General features: G+C 73.5%; 18 protein-coding genes and 1 pseudogene. 9 read left to right on the top strand and 10 right to left on the bottom strand.

What is annotated here, in order from left to right:
• Window positions 1–12 precede the first annotated feature (12 nt).
• Window positions 13–1,017, top strand: a complete 1,005-nt coding sequence (rsgA, locus tag AB0K37_RS16725; protein ID WP_363981303.1) for a ribosome small subunit-dependent GTPase A — start codon at window positions 13–15, stop codon at window positions 1,015–1,017.
• Here the strand turns inward: rsgA and AB0K37_RS16720 are convergent.
• Window positions 1,014–1,937, bottom strand: coding sequence for a zinc-binding dehydrogenase (locus AB0K37_RS16720; protein ID WP_363981260.1), 924 nt, complete (start codon window positions 1,935–1,937; stop codon window positions 1,014–1,016). The genes rsgA and AB0K37_RS16720 overlap by 4 nt on opposite strands.
• A 115-nt stretch (window positions 1,938–2,052) precedes the next feature.
• On the opposite strand from AB0K37_RS16720, the pseudogene AB0K37_RS16715 reads away from it, so the two are divergent.
• A pseudogene (locus tag AB0K37_RS16715) lies at window positions 2,053–2,172 on the top strand (IS5/IS1182 family transposase); the annotation flags it as partial.
• A 132-nt stretch (window positions 2,173–2,304) separates the two neighbouring features.
• Complete coding sequence (locus AB0K37_RS16710; protein WP_363981257.1) at window positions 2,305–3,792, top strand: FAD-binding oxidoreductase; 1,488 nt, start codon at window positions 2,305–2,307, stop codon at window positions 3,790–3,792.
• Here the strand turns inward: AB0K37_RS16710 and AB0K37_RS16705 are convergent.
• Complete coding sequence (locus AB0K37_RS16705) at window positions 3,789–4,637, bottom strand: hypothetical protein (protein ID WP_363981254.1); 849 nt, start codon at window positions 4,635–4,637, stop codon at window positions 3,789–3,791. The genes AB0K37_RS16710 and AB0K37_RS16705 overlap by 4 nt on opposite strands.
• Window positions 4,638–4,772: 135 nt before the next feature.
• On the opposite strand from AB0K37_RS16705, the gene hisN reads away from it, so the two are divergent.
• From hisN to lhgO, 3 genes are all read left to right on the top strand, one after another.
• Window positions 4,773–5,576, top strand: coding sequence for a histidinol-phosphatase (gene hisN / locus AB0K37_RS16700; protein WP_363981251.1), 804 nt, complete (start codon window positions 4,773–4,775; stop codon window positions 5,574–5,576).
• A gap of 108 nt (window positions 5,577–5,684) precedes the next feature.
• On the top strand, window positions 5,685–5,876 hold the full coding sequence (locus tag AB0K37_RS16695; RefSeq protein WP_141577897.1) for a hypothetical protein: 192 nt from the start codon (window positions 5,685–5,687) through the stop codon (window positions 5,874–5,876).
• Window positions 5,877–5,901: 25 nt separating this feature from the next.
• Window positions 5,902–7,092: an L-2-hydroxyglutarate oxidase gene (gene lhgO / locus AB0K37_RS16690; RefSeq protein WP_363981247.1), complete on the top strand. Its 1,191-nt coding sequence runs from the start codon at window positions 5,902–5,904 to the stop codon at window positions 7,090–7,092.
• Here the strand turns inward: lhgO and AB0K37_RS16685 are convergent.
• Together AB0K37_RS16685 and AB0K37_RS16680 are read right to left on the bottom strand one after the other, a co-directional pair.
• The gene (locus AB0K37_RS16685) at window positions 7,089–8,561 is read right to left on the bottom strand and encodes a carboxylesterase/lipase family protein (protein WP_363981244.1); all 1,473 of its coding nucleotides are present in this window, start codon (window positions 8,559–8,561) and stop codon (window positions 7,089–7,091) included. The two genes, lhgO and AB0K37_RS16685, sit on opposite strands and share 4 nt — an antisense overlap.
• 249 nt (window positions 8,562–8,810) lie before the next feature.
• Window positions 8,811–9,428 carry a helix-turn-helix domain-containing protein gene (locus AB0K37_RS16680; protein WP_363981241.1) on the bottom strand — a complete coding sequence of 206 codons (618 nt, stop codon included), beginning with the start codon at window positions 9,426–9,428 and terminating at the stop codon, window positions 8,811–8,813.
• A gap of 102 nt (window positions 9,429–9,530) precedes the next feature.
• Between AB0K37_RS16680 and AB0K37_RS16675 the strand changes: the two genes are divergently transcribed.
• Window positions 9,531–10,391, top strand: a complete 861-nt coding sequence (locus tag AB0K37_RS16675; RefSeq protein WP_363981238.1) for an oxygenase MpaB family protein — start codon at window positions 9,531–9,533, stop codon at window positions 10,389–10,391.
• On the opposite strand, the gene AB0K37_RS16670 is transcribed toward AB0K37_RS16675, so the two are convergent.
• The 5 genes from AB0K37_RS16670 to AB0K37_RS16650 form a co-directional block, all read right to left on the bottom strand.
• A complete protein-coding gene (locus tag AB0K37_RS16670) occupies window positions 10,388–11,197 on the bottom strand; it encodes an SDR family oxidoreductase (protein WP_363981235.1) in 810 nt (269 codons plus the stop codon). The genes AB0K37_RS16675 and AB0K37_RS16670 overlap by 4 nt on opposite strands.
• Before the next feature lie 2 nt (window positions 11,198–11,199).
• The gene (locus tag AB0K37_RS16665) at window positions 11,200–12,552 is read right to left on the bottom strand and encodes a cytochrome P450 (RefSeq protein WP_363981232.1); all 1,353 of its coding nucleotides are present in this window, start codon (window positions 12,550–12,552) and stop codon (window positions 11,200–11,202) included.
• Window positions 12,553–12,651: 99 nt separating this feature from the next.
• On the bottom strand, window positions 12,652–15,669 hold the full coding sequence (locus tag AB0K37_RS16660; protein WP_363981229.1) for an AMP-binding protein: 3,018 nt from the start codon (window positions 15,667–15,669) through the stop codon (window positions 12,652–12,654).
• Window positions 15,670–15,725: 56 nt separating this feature from the next.
• Entirely contained in the window at window positions 15,726–17,375 is a 1,650-nt protein-coding gene (locus AB0K37_RS16655; protein WP_363981226.1) for an AMP-binding protein, read from the bottom strand.
• Between the two features lie 135 nt (window positions 17,376–17,510).
• On the bottom strand, window positions 17,511–17,879 hold the full coding sequence (locus AB0K37_RS16650) for a DUF3054 domain-containing protein (protein WP_363981223.1): 369 nt from the start codon (window positions 17,877–17,879) through the stop codon (window positions 17,511–17,513).
• A gap of 66 nt (window positions 17,880–17,945) precedes the next feature.
• On the opposite strand from AB0K37_RS16650, the gene AB0K37_RS16645 reads away from it, so the two are divergent.
• On the top strand, window positions 17,946–18,788 hold the full coding sequence (locus AB0K37_RS16645; RefSeq protein ID WP_363981221.1) for a hypothetical protein: 843 nt from the start codon (window positions 17,946–17,948) through the stop codon (window positions 18,786–18,788).
• Between the two features lie 12 nt (window positions 18,789–18,800).
• On the opposite strand, the gene AB0K37_RS16640 is transcribed toward AB0K37_RS16645, so the two are convergent.
• Window positions 18,801–20,225: an MFS transporter gene (locus tag AB0K37_RS16640; protein ID WP_363981218.1), complete on the bottom strand. Its 1,425-nt coding sequence runs from the start codon at window positions 20,223–20,225 to the stop codon at window positions 18,801–18,803.
• Between the two features lie 135 nt (window positions 20,226–20,360).
• Between AB0K37_RS16640 and AB0K37_RS16635 the strand changes: the two genes are divergently transcribed.
• The gene (locus AB0K37_RS16635; RefSeq protein WP_363981215.1) at window positions 20,361–23,540 is read left to right on the top strand and encodes a BTAD domain-containing putative transcriptional regulator; all 3,180 of its coding nucleotides are present in this window, start codon (window positions 20,361–20,363) and stop codon (window positions 23,538–23,540) included.
• Window positions 23,541–23,738 lie beyond the last annotated feature (198 nt).

The following is a 23,738-nucleotide window of genomic DNA, read 5'->3' as shown; positions in this document are numbered from 1 at the left end:
GGGAACGGACCACTGGCACGAAAACACGACTATGACGAGGACGACGTCCGGGTGCGGCCCGGGCGCCGCGGGTCGCGGCCGCGCACCCGCCGCCGTCCCGCGCACGAGGACGCCTCGCCCGGGCTCGTGACGGCCGTGGACCGCGGCCGGTACCGGTGCCTGGCCGACCCCGGCACGGGCGACGAGCGCGCCGTCACCGCGATGCGGGCCCGGGAGCTCGGCCGCAAGGGCGTCGTCGTGGGCGACCGCGTCGCGCTGGTCGGCGACGTCACCGGCGCCCAGGACACCCTGGCCCGCATCGTGCGGGTCGAGCCGCGCACCTCGGCGCTGCGCCGCACCGCCGACGACACCGACCCGTTCGAGCGGATCATCGTCGCGAACGCCGACAGCCTGGTCATCGTGACGGCGCTGGCCGACCCCGAGCCGCGGCCCCGCATGATCGACCGGCAGCTCGTCGCCGCCTACGACGCCGGAATGGCCCCGCTGCTCTGCCTCACCAAGGCCGACCTCGCGTCCCCGGACGCCCTGGTCGCCGAGTACGCCCCGCTCGGCGTCCCCTATGTCGTGACCGAGCGCGGCGGCGACCTCGACGAGCTGCGCCGCCGCCTCGCCGGCCGCACGAGCGTGCTCGTGGGCCACTCCGGCGTCGGCAAGTCGACGCTGGTGAACGCCCTCGTCCCGGACGCCGAACGCGCGGTGAGCCACGTCAACGCCGTCACCGGCCGGGGCCGCCACACCTCCTCCTCGGCGCTCGCGCTGGAGCTGCCCGGCGGCGACGGCTGGATCATCGACACCCCGGGCGTGCGGAGCTTCGGCCTCGCGCACGTCGACCCGGAGAACGTGCTCGGCGCGTTCGACGACCTCGCCGAGGGCGCCGCCGAACGCTGCCCGCCCCGCTGCGACCACCTCCAGGACGACTGCGGCCTGGACGGCTGGGTCGAGGAGGGCCACGCCAGCCGGGCCCGCCTGGACTCCCTGCGCCGCCTTCTCGCCGCCCGCGAGGGCGAGCCCGACTAGCGGTGGGAGGGAAGATCGAAGACCGCCTTGCCTGCCACGCGGCGGCTGCGCAGCGCGTCGGCCGCCTCGGCGAAGCGCTCCCATGAGCCCCGCCAGCCGATCTCCGGGACCAACCCGCCGTCGGCCACGAGCCGCACCAGCTCGGCCAGGTCATCGGCGGCCGCGAACTCGTTGACGTAGGACGTGAGGGTCTTGGGTGGACCGACGGTCGCATAGGGCGGGAAGACGGCCGACGCTCCCGAAGTCCAGCCGACCGACTGCAGGTTGCCGCCCGGTGCGAGGAGTCGCCAGGCCGTGACCAGATGGGGGCCGCCGACGGTCTCCACGACGATGTCGACAGGTTCCCTGATGTCGTCCAGACCGACGACTACTTCATCGGCACCCGCTTCGGCGAGGCCGTCGCCGCGAGCGAGCGAACCGACCGACGCGATGACGTGTGCCCCGGCGCGGGAGGCGAGCCGCACAGCGTACCGCCCCACGCCCCCCGAAGCGCCGGTCACCAGCACACGCTTACCAGGCCCGGTATGCGCGGCGCGCAGTGAGCGCAGCGCAGCGAGTCCTGCGGTCGGCAGGGCCGCAGCCTGGGCTGGGTCGACGCCGTCGGGAACCTCAGCCACCGCGGAGGTGTCGACAGCCACCCTTTCGGCGAACGCTCCGTCGGCGAACAGCACGACGCGCGATCCCGCGGCGGGCCCCGAGCCGTCCGCCGCGGCCTGCAGAACGATCCCGGCCGCGTCCAACCCCACCGGCGCCCCGGCGGGGATGCGTCCGTTGCGTGCGTTGTTGAGGTCGGCGTAGTTGAGCGAAGCGTGTGACACCTCGATGAGCACCTGTCCCGGCCCTGCAACGGGCTCGGGGAGCGTCCCGAACCCGATGTGCTCAGGAGCGGAGGGGTCAACGATGAGGGCACGAGTGGACATGGCCATCTCCAAGCAGTCAACGACTAGAACACTCAGGACCTTAGCAGATAGTTTCGTTGAGGATAATCTATTGATAGACGTAACTTCGCGCTCTCCGGCGCAATCGCCGACGAACCGCGGCCCGCGCGGCGGGCGGCCTCCGGTGTTCGACCCGGCTCTCCGCAACGTGGTCGAACGCCGCATCGGCCGCCTCAAGCATTGGCGCGGCATCGCCACCCGGTTCGACAAGCTCGCCCGCAACCAGCGCGTAGGAAGCGTCCTGGTCACAGCCCTGCTCTGGATCAACGCATGATCCACCGGACACGACCTAGGCCGCGGCGCCGCGGGTTCCGTCCGCCAAAGGGTGATCTAGCGCGACAATGGCCGCATGGAGCGGCGAGCGATGCTCAAGGCGGCGGCCCTAGGCGGGCTCGGCGTCGCCGGGTGCTCCGATGAGCGCCCGCGCCGGCCTCCGTCCGCGCCGCCGAGGCCGATGCCGACCGGGCCCGCAGACTGGAACGCTCTGGAACGCGGCCTGGAGGGGAAGCTGGTCCGCCCGTCCGACGCGTCCTACCAGGAGGCCAGGCGCCTCTACATCCCGCGCTATGACCGTGTCCGCCCGGCAGGCGTCGCGTACTGCGAGACCCCGCAGGACGTCGCGGAATGCGTGGCGTTCGCCACGGTGAAGCGGATGCCGGTGGCGGTGCGGTCCGGCGGGCACAGCTACGCGGGCTGGTCGACGGGCCCGGGCCTCGTGGTCGACGTCTCCCCCATGGACGACGTGAAGCGCGACGGCGACCGCGCGGCCGTCGGGGCCGGGACCCGGCTGATCGACCTCTACGACGGGCTCGCCGGCGACGGTGTGAGCGTCCCGTCCGGGAGCTGCCCCACGGTCGGCGTGGCGGGGCTGACGCTGGGCGGCGGGCTGGGCGTGACGTCCCGCGCGTACGGGCTGTCGTGCGACGTCCTGGAGGAGGTCCAGGTCGTCACGGCGGACGGGCGGGTCCTGACCTGCGACGCGCAGCGGAACCCGGACCTGTTCTGGGCGTGCCGGGGCGGAGGCGGCGGCAACTTCGGCGTGGCGGTGGCGTTCACGTTCCGGACGCACGAGGTCGGCGACGTGACGCCGTTCAGCATGCGCTGGCCCTGGCGGAACGCGGCCGGCGTGGTGCGCGGCTGGCAGCGCTGGGCACCGGCAGCGCCCGGCGAGGTCTGGACGAGCCTGCACCTCGACACCGCCCCCGACCAGGGCACTCCCGGTGTCGAGGTGACGGGCCTCGCGCTCGCCGGCGCCGACGGCCACATGGAACGCCTGACGGCCGCCGTGGGCGCCGATCCCGCCTCGACCACCGCACAGAGCCGGTCCTACATGGACGCGATGAAGTTCATGGGAGGCTGCGCCGGGCAGTCGATCGAGCAATGCCACGGGCGGGGCGCCATGCCGGGGCAGCGTCCCGGCGGCGCCTTCCCCCGCACCGAATACTCCGGGAAGTCGCACATCGCCTACAGGCCGCTGCCCGACGACGCGATCAGCGCCCTGCTCGACCGGTTCGACAAGGGCAACGACGTCCGGAACCGTTCGGTCCTCATGGATGCGATGGGCGCCGCGATCGCCCGCGTGGGGCCGGGCGACACGGCCTTCCCGCACCGCAAGGGGCTCTTCTGCGTCCAGTACCTCGCGCCTGACGACGCATGGCTGTCGGCCACGCACGCCGCGATGGAGCCCCACCTGGGAGGCGCCGCCTACGTGAACTACATCGACGCCGGCCTGAAGGACTGGGCCCGCGCCTACTACGGCCCCAACCTGGACCGGCTCAGGAAGGTGAAGGCGGCCCACGACCCCGGACGCCTGTTCCGCTTCCCGCAGGCCGTCTAGCCCCGCGACTCCTCGAACAGGCTGCGCGCCTTGGCCTCGGCCTCGTTCAGCGCCTGCACGTGCCGCGGCGCGAGCTGCTCCACGCACCGGGTCATCTCCTCGGTGACCTGGCTGAACGCGGCCTCCTCCGCGCCGCGCAGCGCCGCCCGGACGGTCGCGGAGCGGGCGCCGAGCGCCGACCACTCCAGCTCCAGCCGCGCCACGGCCTCGTCGAACGCCCGGGACGTCTCTGCTCCGGCGTCCTTCAGCTCGGCCGGGACCGGCCCCCGCCCCGCCTTGCGGGCGTGGCCGGACAGGGCCGAGATCCGGCTGGCGAGCGTCAGTCCCTCGCGGGCCAGCGGGAGCACGTCGTGGATCAGGTCGGTGACCGCCTTGGCGAGTTCCTCGACCCGGGTGAGCAGCAGCTGCGTCGCCTCCTCCAGGGCCTTGGAGGTGCGCTCGGCGACCCGTTCGGCGACGTCCTGCTGCTGCCGGGACAGCGCCGGGACGACGTCGCGGTCGAGGCGGCGCCGCATCTCCCGCCCCCGGGCGCCGTCGCCGGCGGGGCCCGCGCGGTCCGTCCAGTCGGCGAAGACCCGCTCGATGCGCTCCTCCCCGGATGCGGCGATCTCCGCGGTGATCTCCTCCATGGCCTCGCCGACGCGGGCCTTGAGGCGCTCCACCCGCCCGTACAGCGCCTCGCGCTTGAACGGGTCGTTGAGCTCGTTGAGCTGCGCCTGCAATCGACGGGAGACGTCGATGGCGTGCTCGGCCAGGGGGACGAGGCGGTCGGCGAGCTCGTCGAGCGTCTCCGCCCGGCGGGGATCGGTCAGCTCGGCCACCCACTCGGGGAGATCGTGCGCCATGGCCCCCATGCTGCCACCACCCGCGCCGGGAAGCGGGACATCGCGCCCGGCGCGCCGATCCCGGCCGCCCGAAACGCCGGAACGGCCCGGGTACGTGTGTCGCGACGGGCGGTGATCAGGGTAGCGTGGCTCGCCGTGGCGGGCTATTCCGATGACCTGCGTCTCGCGCATGTGCTGGCGGACGGGGCCGACGACATCACGACCAAGCGTTTCCGCGCCCTCGACCTCGACGTCGAGACCAAGCCGGACCTGACGCCGGTCAGCGACGCCGACCGGAGCGTGGAGGAGCAGATCCGCGGCACGCTGAAGCGGGCCCGCCCGCGCGACGCGGTCCTCGGCGAGGAGTACGGCAGGACCGGCTACGGCAACCGCTGCTGGATCATCGACCCGATCGACGCGACGAAGAACTTCGTGCGCGGCGTCCCGGTGTGGGCCACGCTGATCGCGTTGATGGAGAACGACGAGATCGTCGTCGGGGTGGTGTCGGCGCCCGCGCTGAACCGCCGCTGGTGGGCGGCCCGGGGCGGCGGCGCCTGGACGGGCCGCAGCCTGACCCGCGCGTCCCGCATGAGCGTCTCGTCGGTGGGCGAGCTGTCCGACGCGTCCCTGTCCTTCTCCAGCCTGAGCGGCTGGGAGGAGCAGGACCGGCTGCCCCGGTTCCTCGAACTGACCCGCTCGGTGTGGCGGACGCGGGCGTTCGGCGACTTCTGGTCGCACATGATGGTCGCCGAAGGCGCGGTCGACATCTCCACCGAGCCCGAGGTGTCCCTGTGGGACCTCGCCGCCCTCCAGGTCATCGTGGAGGAGGCGGGCGGCATGTTCACCGACCTGTCCGGCGTGCCCGGCCCGGACGGCGGCAGCGTCGTGTGCACCAACGGCAAGCTGCACGCGGAGGTCCTCCGCACCCTCGGCGGCGGCCAGCTGTCCCTGCGCATCTGACCGGGGCGCTTCCGGCATGGCGCTCGGGCCGACTCGCGACATATCGTGGAACAGCGGTCGCTCGACGGCCGTTCTACAAGTGGGCGGTCCGTCCAACGGAGGTGCGAGATGTCGACCCAGACCAAGCTTGTGATCGGCGGCGTCGTCGTCGGCTTCCTGACCCTGTTCGTCTTCCCGTGGTGGCTGAGCGCGCTGATCATCCTCGGCGTCCTCGGCGCGCCGCTCGTCGGGTACATGATGCTCGACCCGTCCCAGCGCAAGCGGGTGCGGGCGCAGGGGCGCAAGCGCCTCGGGAGCTGAGCCGCGCCCCCGCTAGGGTGCGGGTGTGGCGGAGACACGGGTCGGCGTCGTCGGCGCGGGCATCGTCGGGCTGGCGATCGCGCGCAGGCTGACGCTGGAGCGTCCCGGGCTGAGAGTGACGGTCCTGGACAAGGAAGACCGCGTCGCGGCCCACCAGACGGGCCACAACAGCGGCGTCGCCCACGCGGGCCTCTACTACGCGCCGGGGTCGCTGAAGGCGACCCTGTGCAGGCGCGGCATCGGCCTGCTCAAGGAGTTCTGCGCGGACCGGAACCTGCCGTACGAGGAGTGCGGCAAGCTCGTCGTCGCCCGCGACGGGGCGGAGACGGCCGCCCTGGAGGAGATCGAGCGCCGCGCGACGGCCAACGGCGTCCCCGGGCTGCGGCGGCTGACCGGCGGCGAGCTGGCCGAGATCGAGCCGCACGCGGCGGGCGTGGCGGCCCTGCACTCCCCCACCACGGCGATCGTCGACTTCCCGGCGGTGGCGCGCGCGTTCGCGGCGGACGTCGCGGACGGCGGCGGCGAGGTCAGGCTCGGCTTCGAGGTCGTGCGGATCGGCCGGGCGGGCGACCGCGTCACGGTCGCCTCCCCGCACGAGGAGCTGGCCTTCGACCGGCTGGTGGTCTGCGCCGGCCTCCAGTCCGACCGGGTGGCGCGGCTGGCGGGCGACTCCCCGGCCCCGGCGATCGTCCCGTTCCGCGGCGAGTACTACCGGCTCGTCCCGTCCCGGACGGATCTCGTGCGCGGCCTCATCTATCCCGTCCCCGACCCGCGCTACCCGTTCCTCGGCGTCCACTTCACCCGGCGCGTGGACGGCGGCGTGGACGTCGGCCCGAACGCCGTCCTCGCCCTCGCGAGGGAGGGCTACCGACGGCGCGACGTCCGTCCCGCGGACCTGTGGGAGGCGCTCCGCTGGCCCGGCTTCCGCCGCCTGGCCCGGCGGCACTGGCGCACGGGAGCGCGGGAGCTGTACGGGTCGGCGGTAAGGCGGGCGTTCGTCGCCGAGGCCCGCCGCTTCGTGCCCGAACTGACGACGGCCGACGTCGTCCCGGCACCCGCCGGCGTCCGCGCCCAGGCGGTCGACCCCGACGGCACGCTCGTGGACGACTTCCGCATCGGCCGCCTAGGCCCGATCACCACCATCCGCAACGCCCCCTCCCCCGCCGCCACCTCCTCCCTAGCCATAGCGGAACACGTAGTAAAAGGGCTGCACTAGTCCCAGAGTTCGCGGTCGTGGCTGTGGGGGTCGTGGACGAGTTCGTCGGCGGGGTCGTCGAAGACCATCACGGCGCGGCTTGACGGCTCGAAAGGCTCCCAGCCGGGGTCGCCGTCGACGGCGAAGCGGGTCCAGGCGCGGTGCATCCGGTCGGCGAGCGCCTGCGGCGGGTTCGGGCCGGTGAGGCCCTCCTCCTCGGCGGTGAGGTTGTCGAACACGAAGCCGAGTTCCAGCGCGTGGCAGGCGCCGAGGTCGTGGTTCGGCGACCGCCACGCGAACTCGTACATCCAGGTGCGCCCGCCGGAGTCGGCGTGCCCGGTGGCGGCGCGGTGGGCGGGGACGCGGAACAGGCTGTCGGTGATGATCGCCGCCAGCAGCTCGCCGGACGCCATGTCCGGGTGGTGGGCGCGGTAGGCGGCGGGCAGGCCGGGCGGGACGCCCATGCCCGCGGCCACGGCGGCGACCAGCTCGTCGTTGAGGCCGGCGGCGACCCCGGTCGGCATCAGGAAGAGCCGGAACTCCTCGGTGGTGTAGCCGATGAGCAGGTCCACGTCCCGCCCGGCTCCGGCGGCGATGGCGTCCTCGGGGCGCCGGGTGATCAGCTCGCCGTCCAGGACGGGCGTGAGCGCCATGCCGCCCGCGGCCGTGGTGGCGCCCCAGCGGCCGGGGTCGGGCAGCGCCGCCACCTCGGCGGCAACCGCGTTCTGGGCGGGAATGACCGCGGCCGGGTCGAGCGCGGCGAACGCCTCGGCGGTGGGCTCGACGCCGAGGCGGGCCGCCATCTCCTTGGTGACGAGCAGGGCGTCGGCCGGGTCCTGGGCGATGCTGCCCGCGCCGCTCTGCGCGACGGCGCGGTGGAAGAGGCCGAGGTCGAGGGAGAGCAGGGTCGTGACGCTCATCGCGCCCGCCGATTCGCCGAACACGGTGACCCTGGCGGGGTCGCCGCCGAACGCGGCGATGTTGTCGCGGACCCACTCCAGCGCGGCGATCTGGTCGAGCAGCCCGCGGTTGAGGGGAGCGCCGGGCAGGTACGCGAAGCCCTCGACGCCGAGCCGGTAGTTGATCGTCACGCAGACGACGCCGTCGCGGGCGAAGTTGTGGCCGTTGTAGACCGGGACGGCGCCCGACCCGTTCCGGAACGCGCCGCCGTGGATCCACACCATCACCGGAAGGCCCGCCTCGCCGTCCGGGAGGCGGGGGGTCCACACGTTCAGGTTGAGGCAGTCGTCACCCGGGATGGCGGGGTCGGGCAGGAGCGCGGCGAACACCCGTGGATAGCCGGGCTTGGGTGCGGTCGGCCCGTACTCGACGGCGTCGCGGACCCCGTCCCACGGCTCGGGCGGGCGCGGCGCCTGAAAGCGGTTCGCCCCGAACGGCGGCGCGGCGTAGGGAATCCCGAGGAAGGCGGTCACACCGTCCCGTACCGCGCCTCGGACCTTCCCGTAGGACGTCTGCACGACCGCCGCCATGCCGCACCTCCGCTTCTAGAACGAAATTCGACAACCAGAGCCTACGGGACACACCCCCGCAACCACCTCAGCCACCACCGCAACCACGCGACAACCCCAACGGTTGCGATCGCGTCCGAAGGCAGGTTCGAGCGAAGCGAGAACCTGATCGCGCAGCGAGCCGCAAGGCGAGTCGAAGCGATGCCAGCGACCACCCGCAGTGCTCGACGATGGAGGGCCCTCAAGGCCCGAAGGAGGAGAGCACTGCCATCAACACAACCGTGTCAGGTATTCGCGGGCGAAGGTGCGGATTTCGTTCTCGTCGTTCAGGGCGAGGCCGCCGCCGGGGATGAGGAGGAGCGAGACCGCGACCCGTAGCAGTACCTCGGCCACGGTGTCGTGGTCTTCGGCGCCGCCGGGGCGGGCGCGGCGGAGGCGGTCGGCGAGGATGTCGCGGGCCGCGAGCATCACCGCGCCGCCGTTCATGCTGAGCTGCGGCAGGAACGCCTCGGGCTCGCTCTGCAGGACGCGCGTCATGAGCGGGTGGGTGCGGGCGTTGCGCAGGCCGACCACGAAGCCCTCGACGACGGCGTCCTCGGGGGAGGCGAGGTCCTCGGTGGCGTCGGCGATGGCGGTGAGGAAGCGGCGGCACTCCCGCAGGATCACGGCCTGGACCAGCTGGTCCTTGTTGGTGAACCGCCGGTAGATGGTGGTGCGCGCGACCCCGGCCCGCTTGGCGACGTCCTCGACGCTGACCCGGCGCAGGCCGTAGGTCTCGAACTCCGCGAGCGCGGCGTCGAGGATGCGGGTGTCGAGGTCGTCGGCGCCGGCGTCCGGCGCCGCCAGCCGGTCCCGCAGCCTCTGCGTGATGGTCGCGTCCGTGGTCATGTCCGCACCCTAGCCGCCGGGCGCCCGGCACCCCGCCACCGGATGGGACACAGTTACAATGATCGTCGTTCTGTAGTTCCGTTCCGATCCCCGGCGGTGCACATGACGGACGAGGCCGACGCGCGTACCCCGACCCCCCTCGGGCCCGGCTCGCTGACCTGGCGGTACTTCGGCGACACTCGGATGCTCCTCGTCGGTCCGCGGGCGGGCGTGCTGCAGAACATGCTCCCCGCGCTCGGCCAGGGCGTCCTGGACCACTCGGTGTTCTTCACCGAGACGTTCGCGCGGGTCAAGCGGTCCGCGGGCCCGATCCTGAACACCGTGTACGGCGGGGAGCGGTCCGGTGAGACGGGCCGCAGGGTGCGGGACTACCACCGCGAGATCAAGGGCACGATGCCGGACGGCTCCCGCTACCACGCGCTCGATCCCGAGACCTACTACTGGGCGCACGCGACCTTCCTCGACAACATGCTCTACGGCGTCGAGACCTTCATCCGGCCGCTCGGCGAGGACGAGAAGCGCCGGATCTACGAGGAGTCCAAGACCTGGTTCCGGATGTACGGGGTCAGCGACCGGGCCATGCCGGACGACTGGGAGGCGTTCCAGGCGTACTGGAAGCGGATGCTGGACGAGGAGATCGTCGCGCACAGGACCGCCCGGTACGGCGTCGGGTACGTGACCAAGGGGCTGCCCGCGCCGCCCAGGGTGCCGGCGCCGGTGTGGCGGGCGGTGTCGCCGCCGCTGAACGCGGTCGCCCGGTTCATCACGGTCGGCGGGATGCACCCGCGCATGCGGGAGCTGCTCGACCTGCCGTGGAGCGCCGCCGACGAGCGCCGCCACCGGCGGTTCGCGGCGGCCGTCCGCGCGGCGGGACGGGTGTGGCCGCTGCTGCCCGAGTCCGTCCGCTACCTGCCGCCGGCCCGCCGTGCCTTCCGCAGGGCGCGGCGGGCCGGAGCGGTCTAGGAACCCGACCGGATGCGGGCGTCGTAGCCCTTGCGCGCCTCGGGGTCGTACTCCAGGAAGATCTTGTCGAGGCCGAGGCGGCGGGAGGTCGCCTGCCGGACCCGCTCGGGCAGCAGCGCGCCGAGCCGGACCTGCGTGCCGAGCTTCTTCGGCACGGCGACCTGCGGGCGCGGCCTGCCGATCAGGTCGACGACGGCGGCGGCGATGTCCTCGGGCTCGCAGTTCTTCTGCCCCTTCGGGCTGCGCGTCCCGGCGGTCAGCTCGGTGTTGGTGAAGGTGGGCAGGACGGCGCTGACGTGCACGCCCCGGTCCGCCACCTCCAGCCGGGTCGCCTCGGTGAACCCGACGACGGCGGCCTTGCTGGCGTTGTAGAGCGCGAGGCCGGGGGTGAACATGACGCCGGCGAGCGAGGCGATGTTGATGACGTGGCCCCGGCCGCGCGGCAGCATCCGGTCGAGGGCGAGCTTGGTGCCGAGCATCACGCCGTGCACGTTGATGTCGATGCAGCGGCGGGCGTCGGCGTCGCTCTCGTCGGTGACCGGCCCGATCGGCATGATCCCCGCGTTGTTGACGACGACGTCGAGGGGGCCGGCGGCCTCCTCGGCCTTGTCGAGGAAGGCGGTGAACGACTCGCGGGACGTGACGTCCAGGGCGAGGCCGGTGACGCCGAGCGACTCGGCGGCCTCCTTGACGGCGGTCTCGTCGATGTCGCCGATGACGACGGTGGCGCCCCTGGCCTTGAGGGCGCGGGCGGTGGCGAGGCCGATCCCCCGCGCGGCCCCGGTGATGGCGACGACCTTGCTCATGTTCACTGCTCCAGTCGGTCGAGGCGGACGGGGAGCCCGTCCTTGGGCGAGGGAAGGGACGTGGTGTCCAGGGGCCATTCGTAGCGCGCGGGCACGCTCCAGCGGTACCGCAGGAGCATCTGGTGCAGGATCGTCTTGACCTGCATCCCGGCGAAGTGCAGCCCGATGCACTTGTGCGCGCCGCCCCCGAACGGAGCCCAGGCGTACTTGTGGACCTTGTCCTCGCGGCGCTCCGGGGAGAACCGCTCGGGGTCGAACTCGTCGGGATCGGTCCACCAGTCGGCCATGTGGTGGTTGCTGAGCATGGGCACCACGACGGTCGTTCCGGCGGGGACGTGGAAGCCGAGGATGGAGGTGTCCTTGACGACCTTGCGCGGGAGCGCCGGGACGGGCGTGACCATCCGCATCGACTCCTTCATCACCATGTCGATGCCGGTGAAGGCGTCCAGGTCGTCGAAGCCGGGGCTCTCCTTGCCGAGCCCGAGGGACTGCTCGCGGAGCCGCTCCTGCCATTCGGGGTACTTGGCCAGGTAGTAGGCCATCGTCGTCAGCGTGATGGTGGTGGTGTCGTGCGCCGCCATCAGCGCGAAGATCATGTGGTTGACGACGTCCTCGTCGGTGAACCGCTCGCCGTCGTCGGTCTCGGCCTGGCAGAGCGCCGAGAACAGGTCGCTTCCGTCGCCCTCGCGCTTGGCGGGGAGGTGCCGGTAGAAGAACTCCTCCAGCACCTTGCGCGCCTGGAGGCCCTTGTGCCAGCGCAGGCCGGGCACCGGGAAGCGGACGTAGGCCGTCCCTGCCCGGACGGCGTCGATGAACGCGCCGTTGACCCGCGCCCGCTCGGCGTCGTCGAGTTCGACGCCCATGAAGACGTCCACCGCGAGGTCGAGCGTGAGCTTCTTGATGTGGTCGTAGACCTTGAAGCCCTGCCCGGGCCTCCACGACTCCACGCCCCTGACGATGCCGGGGGCCATCGCGTCCATGTAGGAGCGCAGCCGGGGGCGGGTGAACGCCTGCTGCATGATGCGGCGGTGGTGCAGGTGCTCCTCGAAGTCCAGGAGCATGATGCCGCGGTTGAAGAACGGGCCGATGAAGTAGCTCCACGCGGGTCCGTTCGCGAACGCCTTGTCCCGGTTGACCAGGACGACCTCGGCGGCCTCGGGGCCGTGGACGGTGACCATCCGCTGGCCGAGCAGCCATCCCCAGGCGACCGGGCCGTATTCGGCGTACCGCTTGCGGGCCATCCCGATCGGGTCGCGCATCACCGCGAGCGTGTTGCCGATGTAGGGGACGCCGGGGACGCCGGGCACCGGTTTCAGGTCGCTGCCCTGCGGCGGCGGCGCGAGAACACTCGTCATGACCCCTCCGGACGCGTGCAACAAATGCGCGAAATCTGTTGCTTTGTTCTAACGCAACGGCCGCCCGTAAGTCCAGACTTATCGGCGGTGACTTGGGCGTCAGCGGGCCTCGCGGGCGGGCGGCGCCTTGAGGAGCCGCCGCCTCGCGGCGTCCGTCAGCGGCCGGTACGCGCCCGCCTTGTCCCGGTAGAAGGCGCGCCCGTCCCCCGCCTTGGGGACTCCCTCGTCCCGCAGGGGCGCCGTCCGCAGCCGCCGGCCCGCCGTGACGGGCACCTCGTCAACGATCCGCACGATCGCGGGCCGCAGCCCCGGCTCCACCCGCAGCAGCGCCTCGGACAGGTCCACCGGCTTGACGGCGCCCTCGGCGGGAACCCCCTGGGCGGCCCGCAGGCTGACGGCGGCCGCGGCCAGTTCCGTGTCGCCCACCGGGATCCCGTAGACGGCGACGGAGTCGACGTAGGGCAGGTCGCCCAGCGCGTCACGGATGGGGCCGGGCGGGACGATGCCGTCGGCCGTGCGGATCAGCTCGGTCTCCCGGCCGACGAGCCAGAAGTCGCCGTCGGCGTCCCGCCGGAACAGGTCCCCGGTGATCGTCCAGGCGTCCTCGGGCCGGAACACGCCCCGCACGGGGCGGGCCGCCGACCCGATCGCCGACAGCCGCACCCGGGCGAGCAGCATGCCGATCTCGCCGGGCTCGCAGGGGATGGCGAACCCGTCCGGTCCCTCGGCGAGCCGGCCGTTCTCCAGGTCGTAGCGGGCCAGGCGCACCCCGGCGCTGCCCGGCAGCGGCCGCCCGAGCGACCCGGGCTTCTTGCCGCTCAGGTTGACCAGCACCGACTCGCCCTCGGTGGAGGCGTAGAACTCCAGGACCCGCGCGGGCGCGAACCGCTCCTCGACCCGCAGCCACAGGTTGCGCGGCATGCCCGACCCGATGAACAGCCGGACGGCGTGGTGCCGCTCGGCCGGGTTCGGCGGCGCGTTCACGAGCTCGCGCAGCAGCGTCCAGGTGTAGGAGGCGACGGTCACGCCGTAGCGCCGCGCCTCGTCCCAGAACGTCTCGGGGTCGTACTCCTTGTGGGGGGACGACCCCCCGCTCCCCCCGGGATCGGCGTGAGCGCTCGCCAGCGCCAGTCGCGCACCGCCCGCGACGGCTCCGCCGAGGCTCATCAGGAGCGCGGACGGATGCTGGAGCGGCGTGAGGCTGTAGACGGTGTCGGACGAGGACAGGGAGGCCGAGGACGCCGTCCCGAACGCCGACAGGGCCCACCGCCGGTTGGTGATGCGGCTGGCGCGCAGCTGGTCCCCGTCACCGCGGAAGACCACGAACGCCAGGTCGCCGGCCCGGCCCGGGTTGGGCCGGTACCAGCCGGGCAGCTCGACCCGGTCCGGGTCGATGGCCTCCATGTCCATCAGCGGACCGCGCTCGCCGCGTCCCGCGCCGCCCAGCAGGTAGCCGGGCACGTCCTCCAGCCTCGCGGCGGCCGCGGCGTGCTCGGGGTCGGCGATGACCCGCGTGACCTGGCCGAGCCGGGCCTCGGCGGCCGGGTCGCCGTCGGGCCGCAGCAGCACCGCGACGGCGCCGAGCCGGTTGAGCGCGGCGACGAGCGCGAGCGCGGTCGGCCGGGTGCCCATCAGCACCCCGACCGCGTCGCCGCGCCGCACCCCGATGTGGATCAGGCCGCGGACCACGGCGTCGATGCGGCGCCTGGCGGCGTCGTGGGTGTGCCCGCGCCCCTGGTAGAGGAAGAAGACCTCGTCCGGCATGCGGCGGGCCTGCTCGTCCAGCAGCAGCCCCATGGACATGCGGGTGTCGGACTGGATGCGCTCCAGCCGCGCCAGGCGCGGCAGGTTCTGCGCAGCCTCCCCGCCGAGCTGGCGGGTCCCGTGCACGGCCCGCGAGGCCGTCCGGTACGCCGACCGGGCGGCGCTCGCCCCGACGCCCATGGCGAGCTGGAGGCCGTACCCGGCGGGGCCGCCCGGGAGCCCTGCGGTCGCGGCCTCCTCGTCCCCGGCGACGGGCACGACGATCTCGGGGAGCTCCTCCTCGCCGTCCCGCCAGCGCGCCCACGCGGCGACGGCCGGCCACGTCCGCGCGATGGCGAGGCTGCCGACGACGAGCCCGAAGTGCCCGGCGCGCAGGGACGCCTCGTACACCTGGGCGCGCGGCGCGGCGCGGCGGATCCCGCGCACCATCGGCGGCGCCGCGATCTCGTCCACCTCCCCGACGAACGTCAGGACGGGGCAGGTGATGTCGGCGAGCGTGACGAGCCGGTCGCCGATGACGAACCCGCCGGTCAGCATGCGGTTGTGCTGGATGAACTGGCGGATGAACTCCGCCAGCGCGGGCCCGGGCCACGACACCCAGCCCTCCCGCTCCAGGAACCGGCGCTGGCGCTCCCGGGGCGCGAGCCGCTCCCGGTCGTGGAGCTGGAGGATGAAGTCGACCCGGGAGCGCACCGACTTCACGGGGCTGAGGAGCTGGAACCCGAGCCGCGTGACCCAGCCCGGCACCGCGAACCCGCCGAGCAGGGCGTCGGGGATGCGCTCGACGCCCTCGGACGCGAGCCAGCTCGGCAGCCCGAACGGCAGCCCGACGCTGGTGTCGGCCGGGCTCCCGAACGTCACCACGGACTCGATGCCCTCGCTGCGCCGGTACGCGGCGGCCTGGTAGACGAACATGCCGCCCTGCGAGTACCCGGCGAGGTGCACGTCCCGCCCGGTGGCCTCCCGGATCCGGTCCACCGCGTCGCTGACGGCCAGCACGTGGTCGCTGACCGTCCGCTCCAGTCCGCCGGGCTCGCGCTCGGGCGCTCCGAAGTCCACCACCCACGGGTCGACGCCGAGGTCGCGCAGCACCCGCACCGCGCTGACCCGCGAGGAGATGTCGTACACCTCCGCGGTGATCATCAGCGGGGGGACGAGCAGCACGACCGGCCCGCCGCCCGCGCCGGGGAAGTAGTGCCGCAGCCGGTAGACGCGCTGCTCGGTCACCACCTCGCAGGGCGAGGCGTCCTCGTCGGTGTCGAACCCTCCGAACCGGGCGACCTCCAGGGCGTTCTGGGCGGTGGAACCCAGGCGGGAGCCCAGCTTCAGGAGCGTCTTGGCAACAGCCGGCATCTTGGCCCTCTCACAGCGTCAACGCCATGTTGTCCTGTTATCACCGGCTTTAGCAATCAGCTGATGATCCGCGCGCCCTCCAGGTGGCCGCCCTGCAGCCTCTCCCACATGTACCTGCGGCGGGGCTTGCCGCTGGAGGTGCGCTGGATCAGCCCGGTGCCGACGACGATGGTCAGCTCCACGTCGTCTCCGAGCCGCCGCCGCAGCATCTCGCGCACCCCGCCGATCCAGGCCTCGTCCTGCGTCTCGGCGAACAGCGCGAGCCCCTTGCGCCCGGCGCCGGGGACGCCGACCACGACGATGCGGCCCTTCCCGAGCCCGCTCACCTCGGCGATCTTGGATTCGAGGTCCTCGACGTAGACCGAGCGCCCGCGCACCTTGATGCTGTCGCCCATGCGCCCGAGGACGAACAGCTGCCCCTCGTGGAAGAACCCGGCGTCGCCGGTGTAGACCTTCCCGTCCATGAACCGGGTCGACTTGGCCTCGGCCCCCGCGAAGTACCCCGGGCACGCCGACGGTCCCCCCACGACGATCTCGCCGAGGAGGCCGCTCTCCAGCTCGCGCCCCTCGTCGTCGACGATGGCGACGGGCACGTCGTCCTCGGGCGTCCCGCAGCCGACGACCCAGCCGGCCTTGGCGCCGAGGGACTCCGGTCCGAGCGGGTGCTGCTCCAGGATCCGGACGGCCTGCCCGAACGCCAGCGCCTCCGGGTCGGGCCGGACCGCCAGGGGGTTGCGCGGGACGTCGTCCATGGTGACGAGCAGCGTCGTCTCGGCCATCCCGTAGGCGGGCTTGAACATCGTCCGGGAGAACCCGAACGGCTCCATGAGCTGCGCGAACACCTCGAGCGTGTGGGGGTCGATGGGTTCGGCGCCGATCAGCGCCATCTTCCACCCGGACACGTCGAGCCCTTCCAGCTGCTCGGGCTTGACCCGCCGCGCGCAGTAGGCGTATGCGAACGGCGGAGCCGCCGTGTGCGCCGCCTCCCCGAAGCACCGCAGCCACCGTGCCGGGTCGCGGATGAAGTGGTCGGGCCGCATCAGCTTCAGCGTCCCCTGCCGCGCGATGGGCGTGAGGAAGCAGCCGATCAGCCCCATGTCGTGGTACAGCGGCAGCCAGGAGGCCACCACGTCCCCGTCCTCGTAGCCGGCCTCCCGCGCGATCAGATCGCTGTTGGCCTCCAGGTTCTCCCAGGTGACCATGACGCCCCGGGGCGAGCCGCTGGACCCGGACGTGAACTGCAGCAGGGCGAGTTCGCCGGCGGGCCGGACCTCGGCCTCCTCGCCGGCCTTCCGGGGCCGCCACGGCTCCCCGTCCAGCCCGGCGCCGGCCATGGCCCGCTTCGCGTAGTCGGCCAGCCCGTCGGAGGCCACGACCAGCGCCGGCGACGCCTGCCGCAGGATCGCCGCCACGTGCGCGACGTAGTCGTCGCCGTCCTGGAACAGCGGCGGAGTGATCAGGCACACCGTGGCGCCGGCGGCCCACACCGCGAAGTACGTCTCGACGCAGGTGAAGTCCGTGGGCAGGATCAGGCACACGACGTCGCCCGGCCGGACGCCCTCCTCGATCAGCGCCCCCGCGGTGCGCCGCGCGGCCGACGCCAGCTCACCGTAGTCGCGGAACTCCCAGCCGCCGTCGTCGGCCGCCAGGTGGACGCCGCGTCCGGTGTTCGGCTTGTCCAGCCAGTCGCGCAGCGCAGATGGCATCGTGTCCCCTTCACAGGAAAGGCTCGCGCCCGTACATAACCCGCGGGTAACTTCACCAGGGCGGCGCGACGTCGTCAACCGGTTCGATCAGCCAAAGAGACCGCCCGGTCATTCCGGGGCGTCCTCCAGGCCCTCTCACCCGGAGGCGGACACCTTCCGAGCCGCCGCCACCCGGGCCACGAGCCGCCACCCGAGCAGCGCGGCGCCGAGGAACACCGTAGCCACGATCACGAACGCGAGGGCCGTGCCCTGCCCGGACACGACCCGCAGCACCATTCCCACGGCCACGGCCGAGACCCAGATCCCGACCCCGGCCGGAAAGACCTCCTCAGGCCGCCGCCAGGCCCGGAGAAGCCCCCATCCGACGCCGAGCCCCACGAGGAACGGCCAAGCCGTGGACAGGAACCCGCCCAGGCTGGCCGCCTCCTCATGCGAAGCGCGCCCGATGGCGACGAAAACGAGCACGCAGAGAACGTCGACGACCCCGCCCAAGACCTTCCGCACCCCTCCAGGCTAAGCGCCCTCGCCTGCGCTCTTGCCGCCGGGGAGCGGTCGCGCCATCATCGCGCGATGGACCTCGACTGGGCCTACTTCCGCCGCCTCTACGAGGATCTGCTGGACCACGACGGCGAGCCTCACCGGTTCCTGGCGGGCCGGCGGCGGGCCGCGGCCGCCCACCTGGCCGCGCTGGCGCCCCTGCGCAAGCGTGAGCGCATCCCGCCGGGCGGCTACACCGGGGACGACGAGCAACTGTGGCGGATCATGAAGCTGTACGCGCTGAGCCGGGTCGGCGACTACCTGATCGAGGCCGGCGCCACCCGTACGCGCTTCTTCACCGAGATCGGGCTGACCCCGTTCGAGCACGCCGAGGCGTTCTCCCCGTTCCACCACGAGATCTCCGCCGTGGTGCAGGATCCGGACGCGACGCACGTCACCGTGGAGGAGGTGCTGTGGCCCGGTTTCTGGTTCGGTGACCTGCTGTTCAGCCGCGCCGGCGTGCGGGTGCGGGCGCCGCGGCACCTGATCGACGCCGCGGTCGCCACGACCTCGACGCTGTACTTCGCCTTCCGCCGCGACCCGCGCCCGACCGACGACCTGTCGCACGGCTGGGGTTCCAACTCGCAGTGGCGGACGAGCTTCCACCGTTTCTACGCCGACGGGGACGGCCTGCACCTCAACTGGGACGGCGTGATCGACATCGGCGAGGACCCTCCGCACCGCCCGGCGAACCGCCCGGCCGAGGAGGCCCCGCTGGACGAGCGCCGGGAGCTGCTGCTGCACCGCTGCTTCGTCCGCACCGCGCTCCCCCGCGACGAGCACGACCGTTTCCCCTACGACGACCGCCTGAGCCTCACCACCGCGGAGTGGCCGATGAATCCGGATGCGATCGTGCGGATGCCAAGGCCCGCGTAAGCCGCCCGTACGTCAGGTCGTGCCGACCTTGGGCGCCGGTGATGTCGCCGCACCCCCGGAGACCTCCCCGCTGGGCCCGCCGGCGGGGCGGCCGGGAAGGGCGAGGGCCGCGATGACACCTACCAGGGTCAGGGCGGCCGACACCGCGACGGCGGCGCGCAGGCCGTCGGCGGCGCCGCTGCCGGATGCCGCGACGCCGACGAGCACGGCCAGGCCGACGCCCACCCCGATCTGCATGGCGGTGTTGGCCATGCCGCCGGCGATGCCCTGCTCCCGCGCGTCCACACCGGTGGCGGCGGCGGCGAACTGGGTGGGGTAGATCGTGCCCATGCCCATCCCGTACACGGCGATCCCGGCCAGGACGGTGAAGTAGGAGCCGTCGGCCACCATCCCGGCCGCCAGGAGGGCGCTTCCCGCGGCCCCGAGCAGGAGCGCGGTGATGAGGGTGCCGCGGATGCCGATGCGCAGCATCAGCCGCCCGGCGGCGAAGTTCCCCAGGGCGATCACCGCGGACAGGCCGAGGAACGCAAGCCCGGCCCGCAGGGCCGTGTAGCCCAGCACGTCCTGGAAGTACAGGGTGAGGAAGTACACGACGTTCTGCATGGTCGCCCCGAACACGAAGATGATCACAAGGGCGGGGGCCAGGTCGCGGTCGCGCAGCAGGCGCAGCGGCATCAGCGGGCTGCGGCTGCGCGCCTCGACGACGAGGAAGGCGGCCAGCAGGCCGAGCGCGAGCAGGGCCCCGATGACGAACTCCGAGGAGGTCCAGCCCGTCTCGGGGACCTCGGCGATCGTGTACACGAGGAGGGTGGCGCCCGCGGTGCCGGTCACCACGCCGGGCAGGTCGTACCCGCGGCCGCGGTCGACCGGACCGTCCGCGGGCAGCAGCCGGAACGCGGCGGCGGCCGCGGCGGCCACCAGCGGCACGTTCACGAGGAACACGGCCTCCCAGCCGAACGCGTGGGTCAGCACGCCGCCGAGGAGCGCTCCGGCGCTGAGCCCTCCGGCGCCGGCCATGGCCCACACCCCGAGCGCCCTGAGCCGTTCGCGGCCCTCCGCGAACATGGTGTTGACCTGCGCCAGGGTGGCGGGGAACACGATCGCGGCGCCGACCCCCTGGATCGCGCGGGCGGCGACCAGCGTGCCCGGGGACGTGGCGAGGCCGCCGAGCAGGGACGCGCCGCCGAACGCGACCATGCCGAGGACGAACATGCGGCGGCGTCCCAGCAGGTCGCCCGAGCGGCCGCCGAGCAGCAGGAAGCCGCCGAAGAACACGGCGTAGGCGCTGATCACCCACTGGGCCGAGCCCTCGGAGAAGCCGACGTCGCGGACGAGGTCGGGCAGCGCCACGTACACGATGGTGAAGTCGAGCGAGGTGATGAGGCTGGAGAACGCCAGCAGGGCCAGGCTCAATCCCGGCCTGGGCGCGGAACGCATGGTGGACCTTCTTCGGTAGGAGGTTCTTGTGCCGTCGCCCGACTATGCGGCGGGCCGCTTACCGCCCGCTTTCCCTCCGCCTACCGTCCTCCGCGCGCCGTCGTAGGCGCCGGTCAGGGCGTTATCGTGGGGATCATGCGTTTCGGGGTGCTCGGACCGCTGGCGGTCTGGACGGCCGACGGCACCCAGGTCGCGGTCCGGGGACTGAAGGTCCGGGCGCTGCTGGCCGATCTGCTCCTCCAGGACGGGCGGCCGGTGTCGGCGGACCGGCTGATCGACGATCTGTGGGGGCCGGGGCGTCCGGCGGACGCGGCGGGGGCGCTGCAGGTCAAGGTGTCCCAGTTGCGCCGGGCGTTGGAGGACGCCGAGCCGGGCGGCAGGGATCTGGTGGTGTACCAGCCGCCGGGGTATCTGCTGCGGGTCGATCCCGAGACGGTGGACGCGGGCCGGTTCGCCGCGCTCGTGGCACGGGCGAGGGAGACCGCCGACCCTCGGGCCAGGGCCGCGCTGCTCACCGAGGCGTCGGCCCTGTGGCGGGGTCCCGCCTACGCCCCCTTCGGCGACGAGCCGTTCGCGCACGCCGCGGTCATCCGCCTCGAAGAGCAGCGGCTGGCGGCCGTGGAGGATCTCGTCGAGGCCCGGCTCGCCCTGGGCGAGCACAGCGCGCTGGTGGGCGAGTTGCGCGACCTGGTGGCCCGCCACCCCCTCAGGGAACGGCTGCACGCCGCTCTCATGCGCGCTCTGTACGGCGCCGGAAGGCAGAACGAGGCCCTGGACAGCTTCGGGGAGCTGCGCGACCGCCTGCGCGAGGATCTGGGTCTGGATCCGAGCCCCGAGCTGGCGGATCTCCGGCAGGCGATCCTCACCCGGGACCCGGAGCTGGCCCCCGAGCGTCCTCGGACCAACCTGCCCGCGCCGCCCGGCGAGCTGATCGGCCGCGAGGAGGCGGTCCGCGAGGTGCGGGCGCTGCTGGAGCGGTACCGTCTCGTCACGCTCACCGGGCCGGGAGGGGTCGGCAAGACCCGGCTGGCCCTGGAGATCGCCGCCCGGGCCCTCGACGCGTTTCCGGACGGCGTGTGGTCGGTCGGGCTCGGCGGTCACGACCGGCCGGACGCGCTGGCGGACGCGGTCGCCGCCACGCTCGGCGTCCGCGATGACGCCGCGGGGGGCCCTGGTGGAGGAGCCGTCCCGGCCGCCGACCGGGTCGCCTGTGCGCTGCGCGGCAGACGGCTGCTGCTGGTGCTCGACAACTGCGAGCACCTGATCGAGCCCGCGGCGGATCTGGCGCACCGGCTGCTGGCGGCGGCGCCGCAGGTGCGGATCCTGACGACGAGCCGGGAACCGCTGGGGGTCGGCGGTGAGGCGATCTGGTCGGTGCCGCCGCTGGAGCCGCCGGGCGAGGCGGAGGAGTCGGGCCCGGCGGCCCTGCGCCGGTCCAGCGCCGTCCGGCTGTTCGTCGCGCGTGCCGCCGCCGCGTCTCCCGGTTTCGCTCTCACCGCCGGCAACGCCCGCGCCGTCGCGGCGATCTGCCGCCGCCTCGACGGCATCCCGCTGGCGCTGGAACTGGCGGCCACCCGGGTCCGCGCGCTCGGCGCGGACGAGCTGGCGGCCCGGTTGGACGACCGGTTCCGGCTGCTGTCGGCCGGCCGTCGGGACGTCCCGCGGCGGCAGCGGACGCTGCGCGCGGCGATCGACTGGAGCTGGGACCTGCTGTCCGGGCCGGAGCGCGCCGTCCTGCGGCGGTTGTCGGTGCATGCCGACGGCTGCTCGCTGGAGGCGGCCGAGGCGGTCTGCGCCGGGGACGGGGTGGCGGTCGAGGACGTCGCGGAGCTGCTGTCCCGCCTGGTCGACCGTTCCATGGTCGTGGTGTCCGACGACGTGCGCGGTCACCGCTACCGGCTGCTGGAGTCCGTCGCCGCCTACTGCGCCGAGCGCCTGCGGGAGGCCGGCGAGTGCGAGCATGCCCGAGCCCGGCGCGACGGGTACTACGCCGGGTTCGCGGAACGGGCGGCGGAGCGACTCCGCGGCCCCGACCAGCGGCGTTGGCTCCAGCACCTGGACCTGGAGCACGCCAATCTGCGCGCCGCCATCGAGAGCACCGTGCGGCACGACCGTCCGGATCTCGCGCTGCGCCTGGTCAACGCGATGGCGTGGTACTGGTTTCTGCGGGGCCGGCTCAGCGAGGGGCGCCGCCTGCTGGATCTGGCGCTCACGCTCGACGGCACGGCGCCGTCCTCCGCGCGGGCCGCGGCCGGGGCGTGGCGGACGGGCATGGAGATGCTCGGCCGCCACGGCATCGACCGGACGCGGCAGGTCGATGCGGCGCTGGAACCCTACGAGCGCCTGGACGACCCGGACGGCCGGGCCCGAGCGGAGTGGTTCCTCGCCGAGATCCTGCTGGGCGGCGCGGACTCGGCCACCGGCGAACGACTGGCGCGACGGGCTCTGGCCGCCTTCGGCGGGGCCGGGGACCGTTGGGGCACGGCGGCCGCGCTGACCACGCTGGCCCACTACGCGTTGCTCCGCGGAGACTTGGCCGCCTGCGCGCGCCACACGGAACAGGGCGCGGCGCTTTTCGACGCGCTAGGTGACCGCTGGGGCCGGCTGAGGGCGGCGGACCTGCGCGGCAGGCTCGCCGAGATCCGCGGCGACTTCCAGGGCGCCGCCCGGTTGCTCCGCGAGGGGCTGCGGCTGGCGGAGGACCTCGGAATCTGGACGCAGGTCTCGTACCTGCTGTCCGGGCTAGGCAGGATCGCGATGATGACAGGCGACCTCGCCGGGGCGGATCGGCTCCACGAGAAGGCCATGCGGCTGGCGACCGAGCAGAGCAACCGCCCCGGAGAGGTGTTCGCCGAACTGGGCCTGGCGATGGGGGCGCGGCGGCAGGGACGGCTGGACGTGGCGGAGAAGCTCTTGCGCGACGCGCTCGACTGGCAGCGGCGCGTCGGATTCGACCCCGGGGTAGCGCTCACCCTGTCCGAACTGGGCTTCGTGGCCGAGCAGCGCGGCGACGCCGGAAGGGCCCGCGAGGCGCACCTGGAGGCCCTGGCCGTAGCCCGCCGCACCGGCGACCCGCGGGCGGCGGCGCTGGCCCTGGAAGGGCTGGCGGCCGCCCACACGCTGGCGGGTGAGCACCACCGGGCCGCGCGTCTGCTGGGCGCGGCCACCGCAGCGAGGGAAGCGACGGGCGCTCCAGGACCAAGCGCCGCCGGCACCGACGTGGACCGCACCATGAAGGCGCTGCAAGCCGCCCTAGGCGAACAGACCCTGAACGCCGAACTGCAGGAAGGCCGCACCACCACCCCCGCCCCCTGACCCCGGGGGCGCGAAGCCGGAGGGGAACGAGGTGCGGAGCCGGAGGGGGCCGAGGAGCGGTGCCCGAGGGGAAACGAGGGGCGAAGCCCGAGGAGGTCGAGGAGCGGAGCCGGAGGGGGCCGAGGAGCGGTGCCCGAGGGGAAACGAGGGGCGAAGCCCGAGGAGGTCGAGGAGCGGAGCCGGAGGGGGCCGAGGAGC

Source organism: Actinomadura sp. NPDC049753 (genome assembly GCF_040674655.1).
GTDB lineage: Bacteria > Actinomycetota > Actinomycetes > Streptosporangiales > Streptosporangiaceae > Spirillospora > Spirillospora verrucosospora.
This window is presented reverse-complemented; position numbering and strand designations above follow the sequence as displayed.

Coding starts and splice junctions, on each gene's coding strand:
- AB0K37_RS16720 (WP_363981260.1), bottom strand. CDS start 1,937: ATGTCCACTCGTGCCCTCATCGTTGACCCCTCCGCTCCTGAGCACATC.
- AB0K37_RS16710 (WP_363981257.1), top strand. CDS start 2,305: ATGGAGCGGCGAGCGATGCTCAAGGCGGCGGCCCTAGGCGGGCTCGGC.
- AB0K37_RS16705 (WP_363981254.1), bottom strand. CDS start 4,637: ATGGCGCACGATCTCCCCGAGTGGGTGGCCGAGCTGACCGATCCCCGC.
- AB0K37_RS16695 (WP_141577897.1), top strand. CDS start 5,685: ATGTCGACCCAGACCAAGCTTGTGATCGGCGGCGTCGTCGTCGGCTTC.
- AB0K37_RS16685 (WP_363981244.1), bottom strand. CDS start 8,561: ATGGCGGCGGTCGTGCAGACGTCCTACGGGAAGGTCCGAGGCGCGGTA.
- AB0K37_RS16680 (WP_363981241.1), bottom strand. CDS start 9,428: ATGACCACGGACGCGACCATCACGCAGAGGCTGCGGGACCGGCTGGCG.
- AB0K37_RS16675 (WP_363981238.1), top strand. CDS start 9,531: ATGACGGACGAGGCCGACGCGCGTACCCCGACCCCCCTCGGGCCCGGC.
- AB0K37_RS16670 (WP_363981235.1), bottom strand. CDS start 11,197: ATGAGCAAGGTCGTCGCCATCACCGGGGCCGCGCGGGGGATCGGCCTC.
- AB0K37_RS16665 (WP_363981232.1), bottom strand. CDS start 12,552: ATGACGAGTGTTCTCGCGCCGCCGCCGCAGGGCAGCGACCTGAAACCG.
- AB0K37_RS16660 (WP_363981229.1), bottom strand. CDS start 15,669: ATGCCGGCTGTTGCCAAGACGCTCCTGAAGCTGGGCTCCCGCCTGGGT.
- AB0K37_RS16655 (WP_363981226.1), bottom strand. CDS start 17,375: ATGCCATCTGCGCTGCGCGACTGGCTGGACAAGCCGAACACCGGACGC.
- AB0K37_RS16645 (WP_363981221.1), top strand. CDS start 17,946: ATGGACCTCGACTGGGCCTACTTCCGCCGCCTCTACGAGGATCTGCTG.
- AB0K37_RS16640 (WP_363981218.1), bottom strand. CDS start 20,225: ATGCGTTCCGCGCCCAGGCCGGGATTGAGCCTGGCCCTGCTGGCGTTC.
- AB0K37_RS16635 (WP_363981215.1), top strand. CDS start 20,361: ATGCGTTTCGGGGTGCTCGGACCGCTGGCGGTCTGGACGGCCGACGGC.